Origin of the sequence: Leifsonia sp. fls2-241-R2A-40a (assembly GCF_030209575.1) — a bacterium.
GTDB lineage: Bacteria > Actinomycetota > Actinomycetes > Actinomycetales > Microbacteriaceae > Leifsonia.
The window spans coordinates 855,533-872,556 of record NZ_JARVRS010000001.1; the positions used below are offsets into that span (position 1 = coordinate 855,533).

Here is a 17,024-nt window from a genome sequence, read left to right on the forward strand (position 1 = left end):
GACGGCTAGAGCTCCAATTTCTGCTCCACCACAGCCTTGGCCACGGCGGCGATCCCGAGCTGGTGGTTGCGGGCGTACGTCCGAAGCAACTCGAAGGCCTGCTCGATCCCGATGCTGCGCTTGTACGCGATCACTCCCTTGGCCTGCTCGATCACCACTCTGCTGTTCAGCGCGTGCTGGAGCTGCTCCCGCACCTCATTGCTCCGCGCCAGCGTCCGCTCGTGCAGGATGCTGATCGTCGCCACGTCCGCGAACGCCTGCGCAGCGACCATGTCGTCTTCGCTCAGCTCACCCGTCTGGGTGCGCATCAGGTTCAACGTCCCGATCGTGTTCTCTCGGAGGCGAAGCGGGATGGCGTCGATCGCCAGGAACCCCTGCTCCGTCGCTCTGACGGTGAAGTCGTGCCAGCTGCTGGGGCTCGTACGGATGTCCGGGACGGACACCACCCGGCCGAACCGGTAGCTGTCGATGCAGGGACCCGCGTAGGCGCTCAACTGCATCACTTCGACCAGCCGGCTCGCCTCGCTGGTGGAGACCACCAGATCGAGGTCGCCGTCTCCGTCGGCGAGCAAGACCCCCGCTGCCGACGCCCCCAGCAGGTCGCTGCAGGTGTCGACCAGGTTCTGCAGCATGTCCACCACGTCGTAACCGGCCACCAGGGTGTCTGCTAACGCAGCGAAGGCGCGCAGCAATCGCTGCTCACGGGTCGCAGCCATCGCGCCCCTCCCCCGCATTCTCCGGCTCGGAGAAGTCGAGCCGGCCCTCGAGGATGTCGCGAGACACGGCCATCATCGTGCGATTGGTCGAGAACGCGTGCGCACGGATCACGAGGTGCGCATCCTCCGCCGTCACCCCCAGCTGCGCCAGCACCATGCCGGTTGCCTGATGCACGAGCCGGCGTGAATACTTCGGCGCTACCGTGTCGCGCTGCTCCTCCTCATCCAGGGGCAGCAACGCCGATTGGAGGACACTCCGTGCCACCCGCTGGGTCAACTCGACCGCCTGCTCGGTCTGCCGGTCGGTCAGCGACATGGGTTCGCGCGAGTAGATGTCCACGGCCCCGATCTTCAACGACCCCACGAGCATCGGGAAGGCGAACAGTGCCCCCACGTCCTCCTGCGAGACAGCGGGGCTGAACATCGGCCACCATCTGCGAGGGCGCGTCTGAAGATCCGGTTCCAGGATCGGTCGCCGGTAGCGCAACGCGTCCCAGCACGGGCCCTCGCCGAGGTCGAACTGCAACTCGTCCAAGCGCGCCGCTTGCGCATCGCTGGCCGAGATGGTCTCGCTGCCCAGCAGATCGCCGACAGTGGAGACGGCGCTGCCGCTGACCGGAAGCAGACGCACGAAGAGCGCGGAGAACTCCGCGCGCTGCCCGGCGCTGTCCTGCGCTCGAGGAGCGCCGCGGCTCTCGGACTCATCCATACAGCCACCCGCGACTCATACCCTCACGGTACCGCTACGGCCGGGAGAACCAACCCCGGCCGGGCGTCGCGGTCACGGCCAGTCCAGATCCAGATTCGGCCACTGGTCGGTCAGGTCGTCTGCACGAAAGGCCTGGCCTCGCACGCATCCGACCCGCTCCGCCCGATCCAGCAGGTCGATGACGGTGCCCGGTTCGACGAGCTCTTCGACGCCCGCCGGCAGCGGGGCCGTCAAGGTCAGCGTGTCGCTCTGCCATCCCACCGCGAACCCGGCCCGTGCTGTTGTGCCGTCCTCGACGATGACAGGGATGTCGACAGTGTCGAGTTCCCGATGTCTGGCCAGGGCCACTCCCAATCGCAGGACAGCCTCCGCGATCTCGGTCCCGGTGAGTAACGTGTGCACCCCGACGGAAATGCTCTTCATGACCCCTCGATCCCATAAGGCGCCGACCAGGGTCCAGGGTGGCGTATGCGGCCACGGTACATCGTGCAGGATTCAAGTCAAGAGTGCGCAGGATGCGGCAGGCCGCGCTCGACACGATCGCGCTGTCTTCGCAACCCTCGTGCGGGAGTCCGGGGCGAGCGATACCGTGAGCGAAGTCGTGGTGCGGAGCGAGTGCGCCCGGCGCCATACGCGCGAGAAGGGTCACGCCGTTGGGCTACATGATGTACGACAGCACCACCAAGATCGGCTTCGACGACCGTGTTCTGGCGCACCTCGAAGTGGTCATCGTCAGCAAACTGCGCCGAAAAGAGTCCTTCGCCCTGACCTGGCGGGAACCTCTGGAGAACGGGAGCGGACGGAGCACGGTCTGGCTGGACGTCGCCATCCCGTTGCGCTTCCGTTTCGAGGGGGGCCGGGCGCCCTCGCTCGACCGTCACTGGATCGAGCAGCTCAGCATCTCCGCCGCCAGTTCGACCGGGCTCGTCGTTGTGGACCAGCACGGCGAAAGCGTCTACGGAACCACCCACGAGCGGGGCATCTGAATCAGCCGCGTCACCCGGCGTTCTCGTCCGGGTCCGCCAGATACGCGTCACGCGCCTTCTGGATCCGGTCCGGATCGTCCCTGGGGGTGGAGCGCAACGTTTCCCACACCCGATCCTCTCGCTCTTCCGCTTGTGCCGGCGTGTCATTGGGAAACAGTTCATCCAGCACGATTCCACCGCCCGGGCAGATGCTGTCTGCATTGCGACGCCACACGACTTCAGCGAAGGTCATCGTCAACGCCCCACGTCGACGGAACAGTCCAGTGGACGGCGATGCGCGGGAGCTACCCGTCCCTTCAGGCTACGTCGCATCTCCGCGGGGGTGTGTGCAGATCGCCAGTCCTTTCGGGCCGAACGCCGCCGGGGCGGACGCGGTGGCGGCGGGCGAGGAGAGCCAGAGGAGGGCCGCGGCGAGCGCGAGCTTCACGACCGCCCGACTTCCGGTCTAGGGTGCGGTCATGGTTGAACATGGAAAGGGCCACCCGGACCGGCTTCCACCGGGCGAGCAACAGATCACAGAAGTGGAAGCCGATCGATTGGATGAGGACGGCCGACATGCCGGCCGGCTCATTCTGACCCCGGACAGGATCTACTTCCTCGACGACGACCACAGCAGCGGGAGCCACGACGACGTCATCGATCACCTCGGTTTCCAGGGCGCCGAGGTGACCGGCGACGACACGATCGGCACGCTGGCGCTCGCCTGGGGCGACCAGGGAAGGGTCTACGAGGGCGACACCATCGAACTCAAGGCCTTCGCCAAGGCGATCGACGACCAGCTGAACCCGTAGCGGGCCCGGCCCGCCCGTCACTCGACCGGCGGTTCGTGTTCCAGCGTTGCACAGCTTGACGTGCGATCCTGGCGGAGTCGGTCGCGAGTGCGCGGCCCCTGGACGAGACGCGCCGTACCCAGTCAGCACGACGACGCTGAGGAGAGTGCTCGTGCTGGATCAGTTCGTCCAGGTGTTCGGTTCGGTTCTTATCCTGGCGGCCTTCGTAGCGGCCCAGCGCGGCCGGCTCGATCCGAAGTCGCCGCTCTATCTCGCGCTCAACGCGGCGGGATCCCTGGTCCTCGCCGTCGATGCGGCGGTCGGGCGCGAGTGGGGCTTTCTGCTGCTCGAGGGAGTGTGGGCGGTCGTCTCTGTCGTCGGACTGGGGGGAGAGCTGGTCCGCCGCCGCGCGAAGCGCCTCTGACGCGCGTGCCCTGATGGTGCATTATGCTGCACTACATGGATGAAGCCGCGGTGTCCCTCGCTCGTGCGATCGGCGTGCGGGTGAAGCAGGAGCGCAAAGGGCGAAGCTGGACACTCGACCAGCTCGCTGAACTCGCCGGCGTGAGCCGCCGGATGCTGGTGAACGTCGAGCAGGGCGGGGTCAACCCGAGCGTCGGCACGCTGTTGCGGCTGTCGGACGCTCTGGGGGTCGGCTTGCCCGCGCTCGTCGAACCGCCGGCTCCGCGCACGGGAAGGCTCACGCGCGCCGGCGAGGGTGCCGCACTGTGGACGGGCGAACTCGGGGGGAAAGGCGTACTGGTCGCGGGGACGGAGCCCCCGGACGTGGTCGAACTGTGGGACTGGACTCTGATGCCCGGCGAACGCCACGACAGCCAGGCCCACACAGGCGGCACTCGCGAATTGCTGCAGGTCCAGTCGGGTGCGATCACGGTGGCGGTCGGCCACGAGGGCTTCGACCTCCAGGCCGGCGACGCGTTGACGTTCGACGGCGACATCGGCCATTCGTACGCCAACCCCCATCCGGGGCCGGCGCGGTTCTCACTCGCCGTCTTCGAACCCGGAGTCGGCGTACGCAGGGCGGAGACGCCGAATGCCTGATCACGGAATGCCTCGCAGGGCCGGCACCCGGATCCCGCCCTGGTCGATGGCGATCGCGGCGATGCTCGCCGTACAGCTCTCCAACGCCGTCTCCGTGCCGGTGATCCATCAGGTCGGCCCGGCCGGGACCGCGTGGCTGCGGATGTGCTTCGGCGCCGTGTTCTTGGTGATCATCGGCCGTCCGGCGCTGCGTTCTGTTCGTCGCACGGATGCGGCGGGCCTGCTCGCGCTCGGAGTGGTCACCGGCTTCATGACCACGTTCTTCCTCGCCGCCGTAGCGCGCATCCCCCTCGGCACGGCCGTGGCGATCGAGTTCCTGGGCCCGCTCACGGTTGCGACCGTGACGAGCAAGCAGCGCAAAGCCCTGATCTGGCCGTTGCTGGCGTTCGCGGGGGTGGTGCTGTTGACCGAACCCTGGCACGAGCGGATCGACCTCGTCGGAGCAGGGTTCGCCGCCGCTGCGGGTGCCTGCTGGGGCCTGTACAACGTGCTCACCCAGCACATCGGCGGTCGGTTCTCCGGCATCAGCGGCCTCTCGCTCACGATCCCGATCGCTGCCCTGGCGACACTGCCGGTCGGACTGCCGCAGGTCATCTCGGGTGACTTCACGTGGTGGGTGCTCCCCGCGGCCGCGGGGATCGCGCTGGTCACCCCGGTGATCGCTTTCGGGCTGGAGATGCTGGCGCTGCGTCGCATGACGCACACGGCGTTCGGCACGCTCCTCTCGATCGAGCCGGCGTTCGGCATCCTCATCGGGCTGCTCGTGCTGGCGCAGACCCCGACGCCCCTGCAACTAGCGGGGATCGCGCTGGTCGTGATCGCCGGGGCGTTCGCGCAGCGAGGCGGAAGACGTGACCCCGAGCCCGTGGCCACCGCCGATCAACAGGTGGAGACCACGGAGGAGATCCGGTGAAACCTCACGAGGGGCCGACGAGCGACCTCTGTCGCTTCACCCCGCGGCGACGACGGCCACCGCGGGCTCGGCGCTGTCGAGCGCCACGCGTGGGGAGATGACCACGACGCCCTGCGGTTCGAGCGTCATTCCCTGCGCGTCCGCACCGCTCAAGAGGTCGACGCCCTCCTGCGCCAGAGTCACGGCCGTGGAGCCGTGGTTGATGACGAACAGGGCGTCGCCGCGTTGCACCGTCTCGACGAAACCGCTCTCTCCGCCGACGACCGACGCGCTGAGCGCGAGTCCGCTGTCCGCGATGAGTTGAGCTACCAGAGAGGCCGTGTCCTCTCGGCTCAAGCGGGTCGCCAGATACCATGCGGCGCCGACCCCTCTCGCTTTCCGCGTGAGCGCGGGCCAGCCGCTCAGGTGGCCGCCCTCGAAGACGGCGCGCACGGAGGCATCACGAACGTGCACGCACTCGCTCCACTCGATTCCCGTCGCCGCCTCTGGTCCGAAGACGTCGCCGCGAACGCGCACAGTCGGAGCGACAGTCGATTCCTGGGCCACCGGGATGGCGCCCGGCCGCGCCCACGCGCCGCCGAGTGGCCAGAACTCCTCGATCCACACACCGAGCGTGGACTGCAGGTCGCCGAGATAGCCTCCGAGCCGCACGCGCAGATCCTGGTCGACGATGCCCGTCTGGCTGGTGACGAGCACCGTCGATCCAGCAGCCGCTGCGGCATCGATCGCGGCGGCCTGGGCGTCGGTCAGCACGAACAGGCTGGGGACGATCACGATCGGGTACGCGCTCAGGTCCTCGTCACCGGGGGCGAGGTCCACCGTCAGTCCGGCCTCGGTCAGGGCGGCGTGCCAGTGCGCGGCGAGGGCGAGGTAGCTGGAAGTCGTGGGAAGGCCGGCCTGCTCGATCGCCCACCGGCTGTCCCAGTCGAACACGAGCGCGGCGTGCGCGCGAGTCCGCGTCCCGACGACCGACCCGAGCGCTGCGAGCTCCGCGCCCAGCTGCTCGACCTCCCGCCAGATGCGTGTATCGGTTCCGGCGTGCGGCAGCATCGCGGAGTGGAACCTCTCCGCGCCGGCGGCCGACTGCCGCCACTGGAAGAAGAGGATGCCGTCGGCGCCGCGCGCGAGCGCCTGGTACGACAGCGCACGCATCTGCCCCGGCGCCTTCGGCACGTTGGTCGGACGCATGTTGACGGCGCTGGTCGACTGCTCCATGAGGAGCCACGGCTTGCCGCGACCGAGTGAGCGCATGAGGTCGCGTGCCATCGCCGCCCCTCTGGCCGCATCGGGGTCCGCCGGGTCCGGGTACAGGTCGTCGGAGATGACGTCGACGTGTGGGGCCCAGGTCCAGTAGTCGACGTTGCGGAAGGTACCCATGAAATTCGTGGTGACCGGGATGTCCGGCGTCACCTCGCGCAGCACTGCTTTCTCTTCGAGGAAGCACGCGAGCAGCTCGTCCGAGCTGAAACGGTCGAAGTCGAGGGACTGCGTCGGGTTGGGGAAGGCGGGAGTCGCGCGCGGCGGCAGGATCTGCTCGAAAGATCCGTACGACTGCGACCAGAACGCCGTTCCCCATGCGGAGTTCAGCGCGCCGATGGTTCGGTACTTCGCTTCGAGCCAGCGGCGGAAGGCGGAGGCCGACTCGTCGCAGTAGCACCGGGAGACATGGCAGCCGTACTCATTGTTGATGTGCCACAGGACGACTGCGGGATGCGCGCCGTACCGCTCCGCCAGCGTGCGCGTGAGCCGGCGGGCGGCCGTGCGGTACGCCGGTGAGCTGGGGCAGTATCCCTGGCGCGATCCTGGAGAGAGCCGGATGCCGTCCACCGTCACCGGCAACGACTCCGGGTACTGGTCCGACAGCCACGGCGGCGGTGCGGCTGTTGCCGTGGCGAGGTCCACCTTCACGCCGTTCTCGTGCAGCAGGTCCAGCACGCTGTCGAGCCAGCCGAATTCGTAGCGGCCCTCCTCCGGTTCCAGCAGCGCCCAGGCGAAGACACCGACAGTGACGAGGTTCACACCGGCGCCACGCATGAGATCGACATCTTCGTCCCACACCGCCTCCGGCCACTGCTCCGGGTTGTAGTCGCCGCCGAACCAAGGGCTGTCAGTGAAAACGGGACGCATCGGGACGGACTTCCTTCCGGTAGGGCGGGGCCCTGTTACTTGATCGCGCCGGCACTGATGCCGTCGACGATCTGACGTTGTGCGAAGAGGTAGAAGACGACGACCGGGACGATGGAGATCAGCGTCGCGGCCAGCAGGATCTGCGGCTGGGGTGTTTCCGCGGAGACGAAACTGGTCAGGCCGCGCTGTACCGGCATCAGCGAGTTGTCGTTGAAGATCACGAGCGCCATGAGGTACTCGTTCCAGACGGCGAACGCCTGGATCACCGCGACAGCGGCGAGCCCGGGCTTGGCGAGCGGCAGCATGATGCGGAAAAAGGTCCCCAGGGCGGAGGCGCCATCGAGGGCTGCGGCCTCCTCGAGGTCCTTCGGCTGGGAGGCGAAGAAGCTCCGCATGATCAGCGTCGAGATCGGGATGCCGGTCGTGATGAGGATGAAGACGTACCCGGGCCGCGTGTTGGCCAGGTCGAGCGCAAGCAGCACCTTGTACTGGGCGAGGAACATCGCCGGCGCCGGGATGATCATCACGGCGAGGATCAGGGCGGTGAAGAGGCCCTTTCCCTTGAATTCGAGCCGCGCGAGCGCGTATCCCGCCAGGCTCGACACGAGCAGGATGCCGGCGACGGCGCACAGCGTGTAAATGATGCTGTTGGTCATGTAGACGCCGAGGTTGCCCTTGACCCACGCTGTGGCGAAGTTCTGCCACTGGGGCACCGCCGGGAGCAGCGCGTCGCCTTTCAGGAGTTCGGGCAGGCTCTGCATCGACCCCGAGATCATCCAGAGGATGGGGAAGAGCGCGCTCAGCGCTGCGGCGACCAGCAGGGCGTAGAGGGCCACGCGGCCTGGGCGCAGGGGTCGGGGGCCGCTGCGTTCGTGCGTGGTCGCCGTCGTGTCGTGGAGCCCGACGTACTCGGGCGCGTTCGTTGTCGTGGTCATGGTGGTCTTCCTTGTCCCCTCAGGCGTTCGCGCGGCGGCGCGAGAAGCCCAGCTGGAGCAGCGACAGGAGAATGAGGGCGCCGCCGAAGATCACCGACATGGCGGCGGCAGCGCCGTAATTGTTGTAAGTGAAGGCCTGCGTGAAGATCTGCAGCGTGGGAACCATGGTGGTGTAACCGGGTCCGCCGTTGGTGAGCACCTGGACCGTGCCGAAGATCTGCAATGCGGCCAGCAGCGTGAGGAGGCTGACCACCGTCGTCACCGGGGCGAGCTGCGGCCAGGTGATGTAGCGGAACTTCGCCCATCCGCGAGCGCCATCGAGCTCGGCCGCCTCGTACAGGTACTTCGGGATGTCCTGAAGCCCGGCGAGGAACAGGATGAACCCGAACCCCCAGTGCAACCACAGGAACACAGCGATCACGGCGAACATGGCCACGTTGGGGTCGTTCAGCCAGTCGTGCCGGAGGAAACCGAGGCCCGTCCAGCCGAGGATCTTGTTCACGACACCGGAGCGCGGGTCCAACATGGCCGAGAAGACCATGCCGACGACGACCACCGACAAGACGCTCGGCAGGTAGTAAACGGTGCGGAAGAACGTTCGGCCTTTTCGGACAGCGTTGACGGCGAGCGCCATGATCATCGAGATGCCGTTGCCCACGACGAAGCCGACCACGCCGAAGATGAGCACGTTCTTCATCGAGGTCCAGAACGCGACGTTCTTGAAGGCGGCCTGGTAGTTGAGGACTCCGACCCAGGGCGTCTCCGGGCTGACACCATCCCACGCCTGGAAGCTGAGGACGATCGACTCGACGAACGGCACCAGGGTGAACACGGCGATCAAGGCGATCGCCGGCGCCAGGAACAGATAGCCGGTGAGCGCCTTCCGTCCGACTACCCGGCGCCGCCTGCGCGGCGCTCCGAGGGAGCGCCGCGCAGTGGTGGTGCTGAGGGTGCTGGTCACTGGCTTGCGTCCTGTGCGCTCTGGACGTCTGCGAGCAGGTCCTTGACCGTGATCTGCCCGAGCACGAGGCTCTGCACGTCGCGATTGACGGCGTCCGTGACCTGGGCGCTGAACGTGTTCGGGATGACCTGCTGGGTCTTCGCCGCCTGCGCGAAGCCGGTAAGCGTCTCCGGGAGCTTGCTCCCGCTCTTCAGGAGCGCCGGGCTCGTCGGAATGATGTAGGCCTCCTTGGCGAACACCTCCTGCTGAGCCGGCGCGGTGAGCCATTTCACGAAGTCGAGCGACGCCTGGACGTGCTGGCCGCGCGGGTTGATGACCGCGCCCTTTCCGGGCACGCCCGGCGAGCGAGGCGTGTATTTGGCGTCGGATGCCTTCGGCAGCGCCATCGAGAAGAACGCGGTGTAGTCCGGTGCCGTCTTGTGGGCGACGGAGACTCCGGGCGACGCGTCGAAGATCGTGCCGACGCTGTGCTTGGTGAAGAAGTTCGTCTCCACCGTCGGGTTGTCGGTCTGCCCGCCCGGGATGGCCCCGCCCTGGATGGCCCCCGCCTTCTTGAGGTCGGCGATCACCTGGAATGCTTTCTCCCAGCCGGAAGACGTCCACTTGTAATCACCGGCGAACGTGTCGTTGATCTGCTTGTCCGTCAGCCAGTTCGAGGCGAGGTACTGCACGAACTGCGGCGTCAGGGACGCGGCCACGGAGAACCCGCCGTTGGCGTTCTTGTTGCTGGCTGCCAGCTGCTTGATCAGGTCGGAGACCGTCTTCGGCGGGGTCGAGGCGTCGATGCCCGAGTTGGCCGAGTCGGAGATGAGACCGTAGGCCTGATTCTCCCAGTGGACCGTGTAGATACCGGGCTTTACGCCGAGGTTGTTGCCCTTGGCGAAGGTGGCGAGCTTGACCACCTCGGGAGTGAAGTTCTTGCTCCAGTCGCCCTTCAGCTCCTTGCTCAGGTCGAGCGCCCAGCCTGCCTTGTAGAACGGCGCCATGGAAACCGGGTTGAACGACGAGTAGATGTCCGGCATCTGCTTCGACTGGGCATCCGCCTGGAGCTTCGGCAGGTAGTCCACCGGACCCGGGGTGTCGATCGTGACCGTGACGCCGGTCTCCTTGCCGTACTTCTTGGCGAGTTCGTTCAGCACGGCCTCTTGGCCACGGGACTGGTTGAGGAACGTCAGATGGACGTCCTTCTCGGCCGATGCGGACGGGGTGGCTGCGGGGCTGCTACCGCTGCAGCCGGTCAGCAGCAGAGCCGCGGCTGCGACGGTCGCGCCGGCTGCCAGCGCGGCACTCCGGCCGATTTTGGATCGATTCATTTTGCGTGGAAGCATTCGTCCTCACCTTTGAAAGACGCCGGGGCACGCTGCCCAGGCCGGGAATGTGATGCAGTCTGCTAACTCTGAGTCTCTTATAGAGTTCGCACAGCGATGCTAACCAGCCCGCCCGCGCGATGTCAATTCTTAATCGACAATAGTTTTAGAGAGTGCTTGCGTTAGGGTTTCTGCATGACGAACACGGTCGGTGTGCGTGGGCCCCGCGGAAGCTACGCCAAGACGAAGGAACGTCGCCGGGCCATTGCGGAGGCGGCGCTCGAACTCGTCCTGGAGAAGGGTCACCGGGCCCTCATCACGGCGGATGTCGCCCAGCGCGCGGGCTTGAGCGAACCCGGCGTGCTCTACCACTACCCCACCAAAGACGACCTCCTACTCGCCGCCCTCCGCCTCTCCGACGAATTCGAGTGGTCGACGATGCCCCTCGGGGAGTCGGTGCGGCGAGCGCCGGCCCGCGCGGCGGAGAGTCTGCGCCGCATCAACGTCGTCCGGCTCCACACGGCGATGTTCGGAGAGTCCAGCGACCCGTCGCATCCGGCGTACGAGTACTTCAAGGAGCGCTGGCGCGCGGGTGACGAACGAATGGTGGAGAGCATCCGGCGACTTCAGGCCGCTGGGGTGATCGATACGGCGATAGAGCCGTACCGCGCTTCGCGGTGGATCCACACGGCGTGGGAAGGACTGCAGCTGCAGTGGCTCGCAGAGCAGGACTTCGACATCGCCGCGGAGCTGGAGTCCCTGATCGAGCGCATCCTCGGGGTCACGATGGAGGAGATCGACCGTGTGACCCCGAGCGGCGACTGACGGCTAGAGGGTCTCCCCCGCATCCGCCAGCAGCGTGCTGCCGGTCATGATCAACGACAGGTCGCTGACCGCGAACAGGACCACGCGCGCGATGTCGTCCGGAGTACCCAGGCGACCGATCCGGCTGTGGGTCATCACGTCCAGCGGAGGCAGCTCCACGCCGGCCGCGGCCGCCTGCTCGGCCGCCGCCTTCCCTGCGGCGATGTTGCCCTCCGTCGGGACGAAGCTCGGAGCGACACCCAGCACGCGGACTCCGAGCGGGGCCAGGTCGACAGCCAGGGACTTGGTGAGCCCGCGCGCAGCGTGCTTGGAACTCACGTAGGCGGCCATGCCCGGGAAGGCGACCTGGAAGCCTGCCGTCGAGATGATGTTGACGATGACTCCGCCGGAGCCGTCGGCGGCCATGCGGCGAGCGGCCTCCCGGGAACCGAGGAACACTCCCCGGGCGTTGACCGCGAAGACGCGATCCCACATCTCATCCGGCATCTCCAGAACCGGAGCGTTGGGGAACAGTCCCGCGTTGTTGACCCAGATGTCGAGGCCTCCGAGCTCGGCGACGGCCAGGTCGGCGGCGGCCATCACGGACGGCGTGTCGGAGACGTCGGCACGGGTGCCAATCGCGGTGATCGGGTACCGCTCGGCCAGCTCGGCCGCCGCTGCACGCGCCGCCTCCTCGTCGAGGTCGACGATCAGGAGATCGGCGCCGGCTTCGGCCAGCCGGGCCGCGATGGCTTTGCCCAGGCCTTGCGCACCGCCTGTCACGACGGCTCGCCGCCCTCTGAGCGAGACGAGCTCGGCGATGGAGACGCCGGAGACATCGGCGAAGGGATAGGGCATGGGAGACCTCCTGGGTTCGGGTGGCTCTGCGGGTGGGTGGCTATTCGGCCAGGTCCTGGATGCGGAGGACGGTGTCGCCGTACCGGGCGAACCCGTGGCTCTGCGGCGTCCCGTCATCGGCCTGCCCGAAGAGGAGCCGCGTGCCGTCGCCGACGCCCGACCAGGATGCACGCACGCGCATCTCCCCGCCGATGTCGCCGACGAGCTCGAGGTCGGCCTCGTACACGGCGCCGGCCGTCATGGAGCCGCTCGAGCGTTCGACGCCGTTGTAGACGTTGCGGCCGTCGTCGCTGTAGTCGACATAGCGCGAGGCCGCCGACCAGGTGCCATGGCCGTCGGACGAACGGTCGAACTCCAGATACCCGGAGTGCGCGCCCGCGATGCGGCCTGCCGGGGTGAACTCGGCCGTCCGGGCGAGTAGTTCCTCGGCCTCCCGACCCGAGAGCGCCGACGGCGTCGTCGCCGGTGTCGCGGCGACCGGGACGGGCTCCCCCGGCGCGTAGTCCGCCAGCTCGGCGGTGCGGATGCGCAGCGTGGGTCCGAGATCGCCGCCGCTGCCGCGCTGCATCTCCATCCACATGACGTTCCGGCCATCGGGATGCCACGACATGGGCGACACGTAGACCCAGGAGTCGTCCGCGCTGTTCAGCGGCACCCCCGCGTAATCGCGGTCGGCCCTCGAACGCTCGATCTCGATCAGCACCGGACCGATGTTGCCCGGCCGGAAACGGCGGACGCCGTCGACCGCATACATGTACAGGACCCACGCCATGGACATGGTGACCAGCGTGGCGTGCGGCCGCGGCACCAGCCCGAGGAACGCCGGGTTCGTGCCTTTCGACGCCCGCGACGTCATGACGATGCCGAGCCGCTCGTCAGGCGAGAGGATGGTGGTCTCGTCGTATCCGGGCGTGCGGGTGATCGGCTCGAGGGCGTCGGAGACCAGGTCCTGGACGACCGAGTCGGTGAGCGGCGCGCCGCCGTCTCCGACCGCCGAGATCGCCGTCCCGCCCCGGACGAACTGCTTCACTTCGCCGCCGAGCATGTGCCGAGCGGAGAAGTATCCTTCGCGCTCGGGGTCGGGAACGAGCGCATCCGTACTGCTGATGACGACGGGATCGACGATCGTGTATCGGTCCTCATCTCGGCGCAGGCGCCCCAGCGCCACGACGGCGGTGAGGTCGGTGCGCAGGATGGTCCAGGCGATCCGCTCGCCGTCGGGCGACACGATGATCTCCGACCAGTGGTGGGAGGTCAGCGGGTCGTCCGCGAGGTTCCAGGGGTATTCGACGGGGACGAGCTCGACGTGCTCCGCGTCGTCGAGGCTCGGGCTGGCTTCCAGGACGTGGTCTCCGAGCAGCATCCGGCTGTTGTCGGTGAAGGGCATATGACGGATCCCGTTGGCGGTGCGCTTCTGCGGAATGGTCCCCGCGAAGATCTCCGTGAAGCGCGCCCCGTTGTCGTCGACGACGGCGGCTCGCACGGTGTCGGAGGGATCCTCCTGAGTGCGGAAGAGGAGGAACACCCGGCCGCTCGGCGTGTAGGTCGCGCTGGGTGCACGAACATGGCCGGGAAGGGGAACTGTCGAGATCCGGATCGGCCCGAGCGAGTCGTCGACCATCTCCTGCACCTCCGCCTCGTGGGCCGCTCGTTCACGGGTGTCGTTCATACGGCAGCCTCCTCGCGGCGATCGGAGGCGGCCCAGTCGCGGATGCGGGCGGCGATCTCGGCCGGCCCGGCGTCGATGGAGAAGGCGGTGCCGTCCTCGTCGGAGGCGAGCGGTTCCAGCGTCTCCAACTGCGAGTCCAGCAGGGCGGGCGGCATGAAGTGCCCGGCTCGGTCGTCCATCCGTTCCCGGATGACCTCCCGCCGACCGGTCAGATGGGCGAATCGAACGGGGACGCCGGCCTCATCAGCGATGGCGGCCCTGTATCGGCGTCGCAGTGCCGAGCAGGCGACCACGACGCCCCGGCCGGCAGCCGCTTGCTCTCCGATGGTGTGGCCGACAGTCCGCAGCCAGGGACCGCGGTCGTCATCCGTCAAGGGCGTGCCCCCGGCCATCTTGTCGCGGTTGGCTTGCGGGTGCAGGTCGTCGGCGTCGATGAACGGCACTCCGAGCGCACGGGCGAGCTCGCGGCCGACCGTGGTCTTGCCGGATCCGGACACGCCCATCACCACGATGGCGGCCGGTTGCACGGAGGTGTTCATGTCAGCGGACCGCCTTGACCTTGGTGAAGATGATGAGGCCGCCGATCAGCGCGAAGACCGCGCCGATCAGGTAGAGCGCGGTGTAGTTCTTGTCCGCTCCGACCGCGCCGATGGTGATGATCAGGGGGGCGATGAGCGGCGCGATGGCGCTCGGGATCTTCTGGGCGAAGGCGACCACCGCGAGGTAACGACCGGCCTCGGCTCGGCTGGGCAGGACGGCGAAGACGATCGCCTGATCGACGACGCTGAAGGCGGCGATCGCCAGCTGCATGATGACCGAACCGACGATCAAGGGGAGCAACGAGTGGGCGAACGCCTCGACACACGCGCCGGCGACGAAGAGCAGCGATCCGATCAGGGTGAAGAGCTTTCGGCGGCCCAGCTTGTCGGAGAGGAACCCGCCCAGCAGCGCGCCGCCGGCCGCCGCGATCACGCCGATGATCCCGATCGCCGCGACCACGCCGGCGACCTGGACGACGGGGATGTGGAGGCGCTGGGCGTAGAAGAACGTCCCGAACGTCGTGTTGAAGTACAGCCCCATGAAGAAGATGAATCGCCCGAGCCAGTTCCAGCCGAAGTCCGGGTACTTGCGCGGGTTGAACACGTAAGAGCTGAACAGCGTCCTCACTCCGACGGTGTCGTTGCGGACGATGTCCCGCGAGCTGCCCTCGCGCTTGATGAACACGAACGCCAGGATCAGCACCAGACCGATGACAGCGGGAAGCACGAAGATCATCAGGGTGGATGACACCACCGCATAAGCGATGCCGATGCCGAATACCGGTGCGATCTGCGTCGTCACCCCGGTCAGTGCGGACGCACGTCCGCGCTGCTCCTCCGGGACCCGGTCGGCGAGCAGGGTCTGGATCCCCTGTCCCGCCGTGGCCCAGCCGAGCAGACCGACGACCCAGCCGACCCCGACGAGGAAGATGTTCGGGGCGACCGCGATGAAGGCGACGGCGACCAGGCCGACCAGCGATCCGACGACGATGAACGGGGTGCGCCGGCCGAACGGCGAGCGCAAGCGGTCGCTCCAGACGCCGAGCAACGGGCTGAGGACCAGGTAGATCAGCTGGGCCGTTCCAGTGACGTACCCGAGTACCTCCTCGTGGCCGGGAGCCAGTTGCGTGACGCGCACGGCGAGGGAGTAGGTCAGTGGCACCATCAACGCCAGGCTGGCGCCGAAGTTGGCGACCGTGATCCAGAACAGGAAGCTTGCGCTCACCCTCTTCAGGGGCGGGGCGACGAGGTCCGGCCCGTTCACTTCCTGGTTCTGGGGCCCTGCGGCGGGCCCGGCGGTGGTCGGCAGGACCGTGGTCGCTTCCACTCGGACGGCCCGCGACGATTTCGTGTCGAGGTTGTTGTACTTGCGCATTGCATTGACTCCTTCGTCAAGTGAACGGTGCTCGGGGCCTCTACCAGTCGTGGACGGTGCCGTCGGCGAGCCGGTTATAGGGCAGATAGGCGCGGATGTAGGGGTACTTGCCGGCCTCGTCCACGTCGAGGTCGACGCCGAGTCCGGGCTTGTCGCCGGGGTGCAGGAACCCGTCCTGCCAGCTGTAGGACTGCTGGAACACGGCATCTGTCTTCTCGCCGTGCTGCATGTACTCCTGGATGCCGAAGTTGTGGATGGCCAGTCCGAGGTGCATCGCGGCGGCCATCCCGACCGGGGAGATGTCGGTCGGGCCGTGCATGCCGGACTTGATCTGGTACTGGCTGGCGTAGTCGAGCACCTTTTTGAGGTGCGTGATTCCGCCAGTGTGGGTGACAGCTGAGCGGACGTAGTCGATGAGCTGCTCGCGGATGATCTGCTGGTAGTCCCAGACGCTGTTGAAGATCTCGCCGATCGCCAGAGGCGTCGTCGTGTGCTGGCGAACCAGTCGAAGCGCTTCCTGGTTCTCGGCCGGGGTGCAGTCCTCGAGCCAGAACAGGTCGTACGGTTCGAGCGACTTGCCGAGCTGCGCAGCCTGGATGGGCGTCATCCGATGATGCCCATCGTGCAGCAATGGCAGCTCCGGTCCGAACTCGTTACGCACTGCCTCGAACACGGTCGGAATGTGCCGGAGGTAGGAGCGGGTGTCCCAGTCCTCCTCATTGGGCAGGCCGCCGCGCTGGGCGGGCTCGTGGTCGTACCGCACGCCCGAGTTGGCCTCGTAGGTGGCGTTCGACGCGATCCCGTAGATCGACTTGAGCCCCGGCACGGCCGACTGGATGCGGATCGCCCGGTAACCCTTCTCCTGGTGTTCGCGCACGCTGTCGAACAGTTCGGACAGATCCCGTCCGGACGCATGGCCGTAGGCGAGCAGGCCGTTGCGGGACGCGCCGCCGAGCAACTGGTACACCGGCATCCCAGCCGCTTTGCCCTTGATGTCCCACAGCGCCATGTCCACCGACGCGATCGCCGCCATCGTCACCGGGCCACGTCGCCAATAGGCGCTTCGGTAGAGGAACTGCCAGGTGTCCTCGATCCGGGAGGCGTCACGTCCGATCAGCAAGGGCACGACGTGCTCGGCGAGGTAGGCGACAACCGCCTGTTCGCGACCATTCAGGGTGGCGTCACCGAGCCCGGTCAGTCCGTCGTCGGTGGTGAGCTTCAGCGTCACGAAGTTGCGATCCGGGCTCGTGACGATGACCTCGGCTTTGTCGATGCGCATGGGATGTTCCTCGG

19 protein-coding genes are annotated in these 17,024 nt (G+C 67.4%); 6 read left to right on the plus strand and 13 right to left on the minus strand.

Annotation, left to right across the window (positions count from 1 at the left end):
* Nucleotides 1-5 precede the first annotated feature (5 nt).
* The 3 genes from QRN40_RS04205 to QRN40_RS04215 all read right to left on the minus strand — a co-directional run bounded on the left by QRN40_RS04205 (nucleotide 6) and on the right by QRN40_RS04215 (nucleotide 1,848).
* Nucleotides 6-716, minus strand: coding sequence for a GAF and ANTAR domain-containing protein (locus QRN40_RS04205; RefSeq protein ID WP_285114236.1), 711 nt, complete (start codon nucleotides 714-716; stop codon nucleotides 6-8).
* Complete coding sequence (locus tag QRN40_RS04210; protein WP_285114237.1) at nucleotides 700-1,425, minus strand: GAF and ANTAR domain-containing protein; 726 nt, start codon at nucleotides 1,423-1,425, stop codon at nucleotides 700-702. Before QRN40_RS04210 ends, QRN40_RS04205 begins: the two co-directional genes overlap by 17 nt.
* A gap of 72 nt (nucleotides 1,426-1,497) precedes the next feature.
* Complete coding sequence (locus tag QRN40_RS04215) at nucleotides 1,498-1,848, minus strand: hypothetical protein (protein WP_285114238.1); 351 nt, start codon at nucleotides 1,846-1,848, stop codon at nucleotides 1,498-1,500.
* A gap of 239 nt (nucleotides 1,849-2,087) precedes the next feature.
* Here QRN40_RS04215 and QRN40_RS04220 point away from each other — a divergent pair, with 239 nt between their 5' ends.
* Nucleotides 2,088-2,411 (plus strand): DUF7882 family protein, encoded by a 324-nt coding sequence (locus tag QRN40_RS04220; protein ID WP_350224767.1) that lies wholly within the window; start codon nucleotides 2,088-2,090, stop codon nucleotides 2,409-2,411.
* Nucleotides 2,412-2,421: 10 nt separating this feature from the next.
* Here the strand turns inward: QRN40_RS04220 and QRN40_RS04225 are convergent, their stop codons facing one another.
* A complete protein-coding gene (locus QRN40_RS04225; protein WP_285114240.1) occupies nucleotides 2,422-2,643 on the minus strand; it encodes a hypothetical protein in 222 nt (73 codons plus the stop codon).
* Nucleotides 2,644-2,869: 226 nt separating this feature from the next.
* On the opposite strand from QRN40_RS04225, the gene QRN40_RS04230 reads away from it, so the two are divergent.
* The 4 genes from QRN40_RS04230 (at nucleotide 2,870) to QRN40_RS04245 (ending at nucleotide 5,156) form a co-directional block, all read left to right on the plus strand.
* The gene (locus QRN40_RS04230; protein WP_285114241.1) at nucleotides 2,870-3,202 is read left to right on the plus strand and encodes a hypothetical protein; all 333 of its coding nucleotides are present in this window, start codon (nucleotides 2,870-2,872) and stop codon (nucleotides 3,200-3,202) included.
* 151 nt (nucleotides 3,203-3,353) lie between these two features.
* Nucleotides 3,354-3,605: a CBU_0592 family membrane protein gene (locus tag QRN40_RS04235; protein WP_285114242.1), complete on the plus strand. Its 252-nt coding sequence runs from the start codon at nucleotides 3,354-3,356 to the stop codon at nucleotides 3,603-3,605.
* A gap of 35 nt (nucleotides 3,606-3,640) precedes the next feature.
* Complete coding sequence (locus QRN40_RS04240) at nucleotides 3,641-4,243, plus strand: helix-turn-helix domain-containing protein (protein ID WP_285114243.1); 603 nt, start codon at nucleotides 3,641-3,643, stop codon at nucleotides 4,241-4,243.
* A gap of 7 nt (nucleotides 4,244-4,250) precedes the next feature.
* Nucleotides 4,251-5,156 (plus strand): EamA family transporter, encoded by a 906-nt coding sequence (locus tag QRN40_RS04245; RefSeq protein WP_285114244.1) that lies wholly within the window; start codon nucleotides 4,251-4,253, stop codon nucleotides 5,154-5,156.
* A 36-nt stretch (nucleotides 5,157-5,192) separates the two neighbouring features.
* On the opposite strand, the gene QRN40_RS04250 is transcribed toward QRN40_RS04245, so the two are convergent.
* From QRN40_RS04250 to QRN40_RS04265, 4 genes are read right to left on the minus strand one after another with little or no spacing between them, the layout of a single operon-like run.
* On the minus strand, nucleotides 5,193-7,283 hold the full coding sequence (locus tag QRN40_RS04250) for a beta-galactosidase (RefSeq protein WP_285114245.1): 2,091 nt from the start codon (nucleotides 7,281-7,283) through the stop codon (nucleotides 5,193-5,195).
* A 35-nt stretch (nucleotides 7,284-7,318) separates the two neighbouring features.
* On the minus strand, nucleotides 7,319-8,218 hold the full coding sequence (locus tag QRN40_RS04255) for a carbohydrate ABC transporter permease (RefSeq protein ID WP_285114246.1): 900 nt from the start codon (nucleotides 8,216-8,218) through the stop codon (nucleotides 7,319-7,321).
* A gap of 19 nt (nucleotides 8,219-8,237) precedes the next feature.
* Nucleotides 8,238-9,179, minus strand: coding sequence for a carbohydrate ABC transporter permease (locus tag QRN40_RS04260; protein ID WP_285114247.1), 942 nt, complete (start codon nucleotides 9,177-9,179; stop codon nucleotides 8,238-8,240).
* Nucleotides 9,176-10,492 (minus strand): ABC transporter substrate-binding protein, encoded by a 1,317-nt coding sequence (locus QRN40_RS04265; protein ID WP_285114248.1) that lies wholly within the window; start codon nucleotides 10,490-10,492, stop codon nucleotides 9,176-9,178. The genes QRN40_RS04260 and QRN40_RS04265 overlap by 4 nt, the downstream gene beginning before the upstream one ends.
* 189 nt (nucleotides 10,493-10,681) lie before the next feature.
* Here QRN40_RS04265 and QRN40_RS04270 point away from each other — a divergent pair, with 189 nt between their 5' ends.
* Nucleotides 10,682-11,311 carry a TetR family transcriptional regulator gene (locus QRN40_RS04270; RefSeq protein ID WP_285114250.1) on the plus strand — a complete coding sequence of 210 codons (630 nt, stop codon included), beginning with the start codon at nucleotides 10,682-10,684 and terminating at the stop codon, nucleotides 11,309-11,311.
* 3 nt (nucleotides 11,312-11,314) lie between these two features.
* Here QRN40_RS04270 and QRN40_RS04275 read toward each other — a convergent pair whose 3' ends face one another.
* Genes QRN40_RS04275 through manD form a run of 5 tightly spaced genes read right to left on the minus strand, consistent with a single transcriptional unit; the run spans nucleotide 11,315 to nucleotide 17,010 of the window.
* On the minus strand, nucleotides 11,315-12,148 hold the full coding sequence (locus tag QRN40_RS04275; protein ID WP_285114251.1) for an SDR family NAD(P)-dependent oxidoreductase: 834 nt from the start codon (nucleotides 12,146-12,148) through the stop codon (nucleotides 11,315-11,317).
* Nucleotides 12,149-12,188: 40 nt separating this feature from the next.
* Nucleotides 12,189-13,817, minus strand: coding sequence for a hypothetical protein (locus tag QRN40_RS04280; protein ID WP_285114252.1), 1,629 nt, complete (start codon nucleotides 13,815-13,817; stop codon nucleotides 12,189-12,191).
* A complete protein-coding gene (locus QRN40_RS04285; protein ID WP_285114253.1) occupies nucleotides 13,814-14,356 on the minus strand; it encodes a gluconokinase in 543 nt (180 codons plus the stop codon). Before QRN40_RS04285 ends, QRN40_RS04280 begins: the two co-directional genes overlap by 4 nt.
* Nucleotide 14,357: 1 nt before the next feature.
* Nucleotides 14,358-15,731, minus strand: a complete 1,374-nt coding sequence (locus tag QRN40_RS04290; RefSeq protein WP_285114254.1) for an MFS transporter — start codon at nucleotides 15,729-15,731, stop codon at nucleotides 14,358-14,360.
* Nucleotides 15,732-15,771: 40 nt separating this feature from the next.
* Nucleotides 15,772-17,010 carry a D-mannonate dehydratase ManD gene (gene manD / locus QRN40_RS04295; protein ID WP_285114255.1) on the minus strand — a complete coding sequence of 413 codons (1,239 nt, stop codon included), beginning with the start codon at nucleotides 17,008-17,010 and terminating at the stop codon, nucleotides 15,772-15,774.
* Between the last annotated feature and the right edge of the window lie 14 nt (nucleotides 17,011-17,024).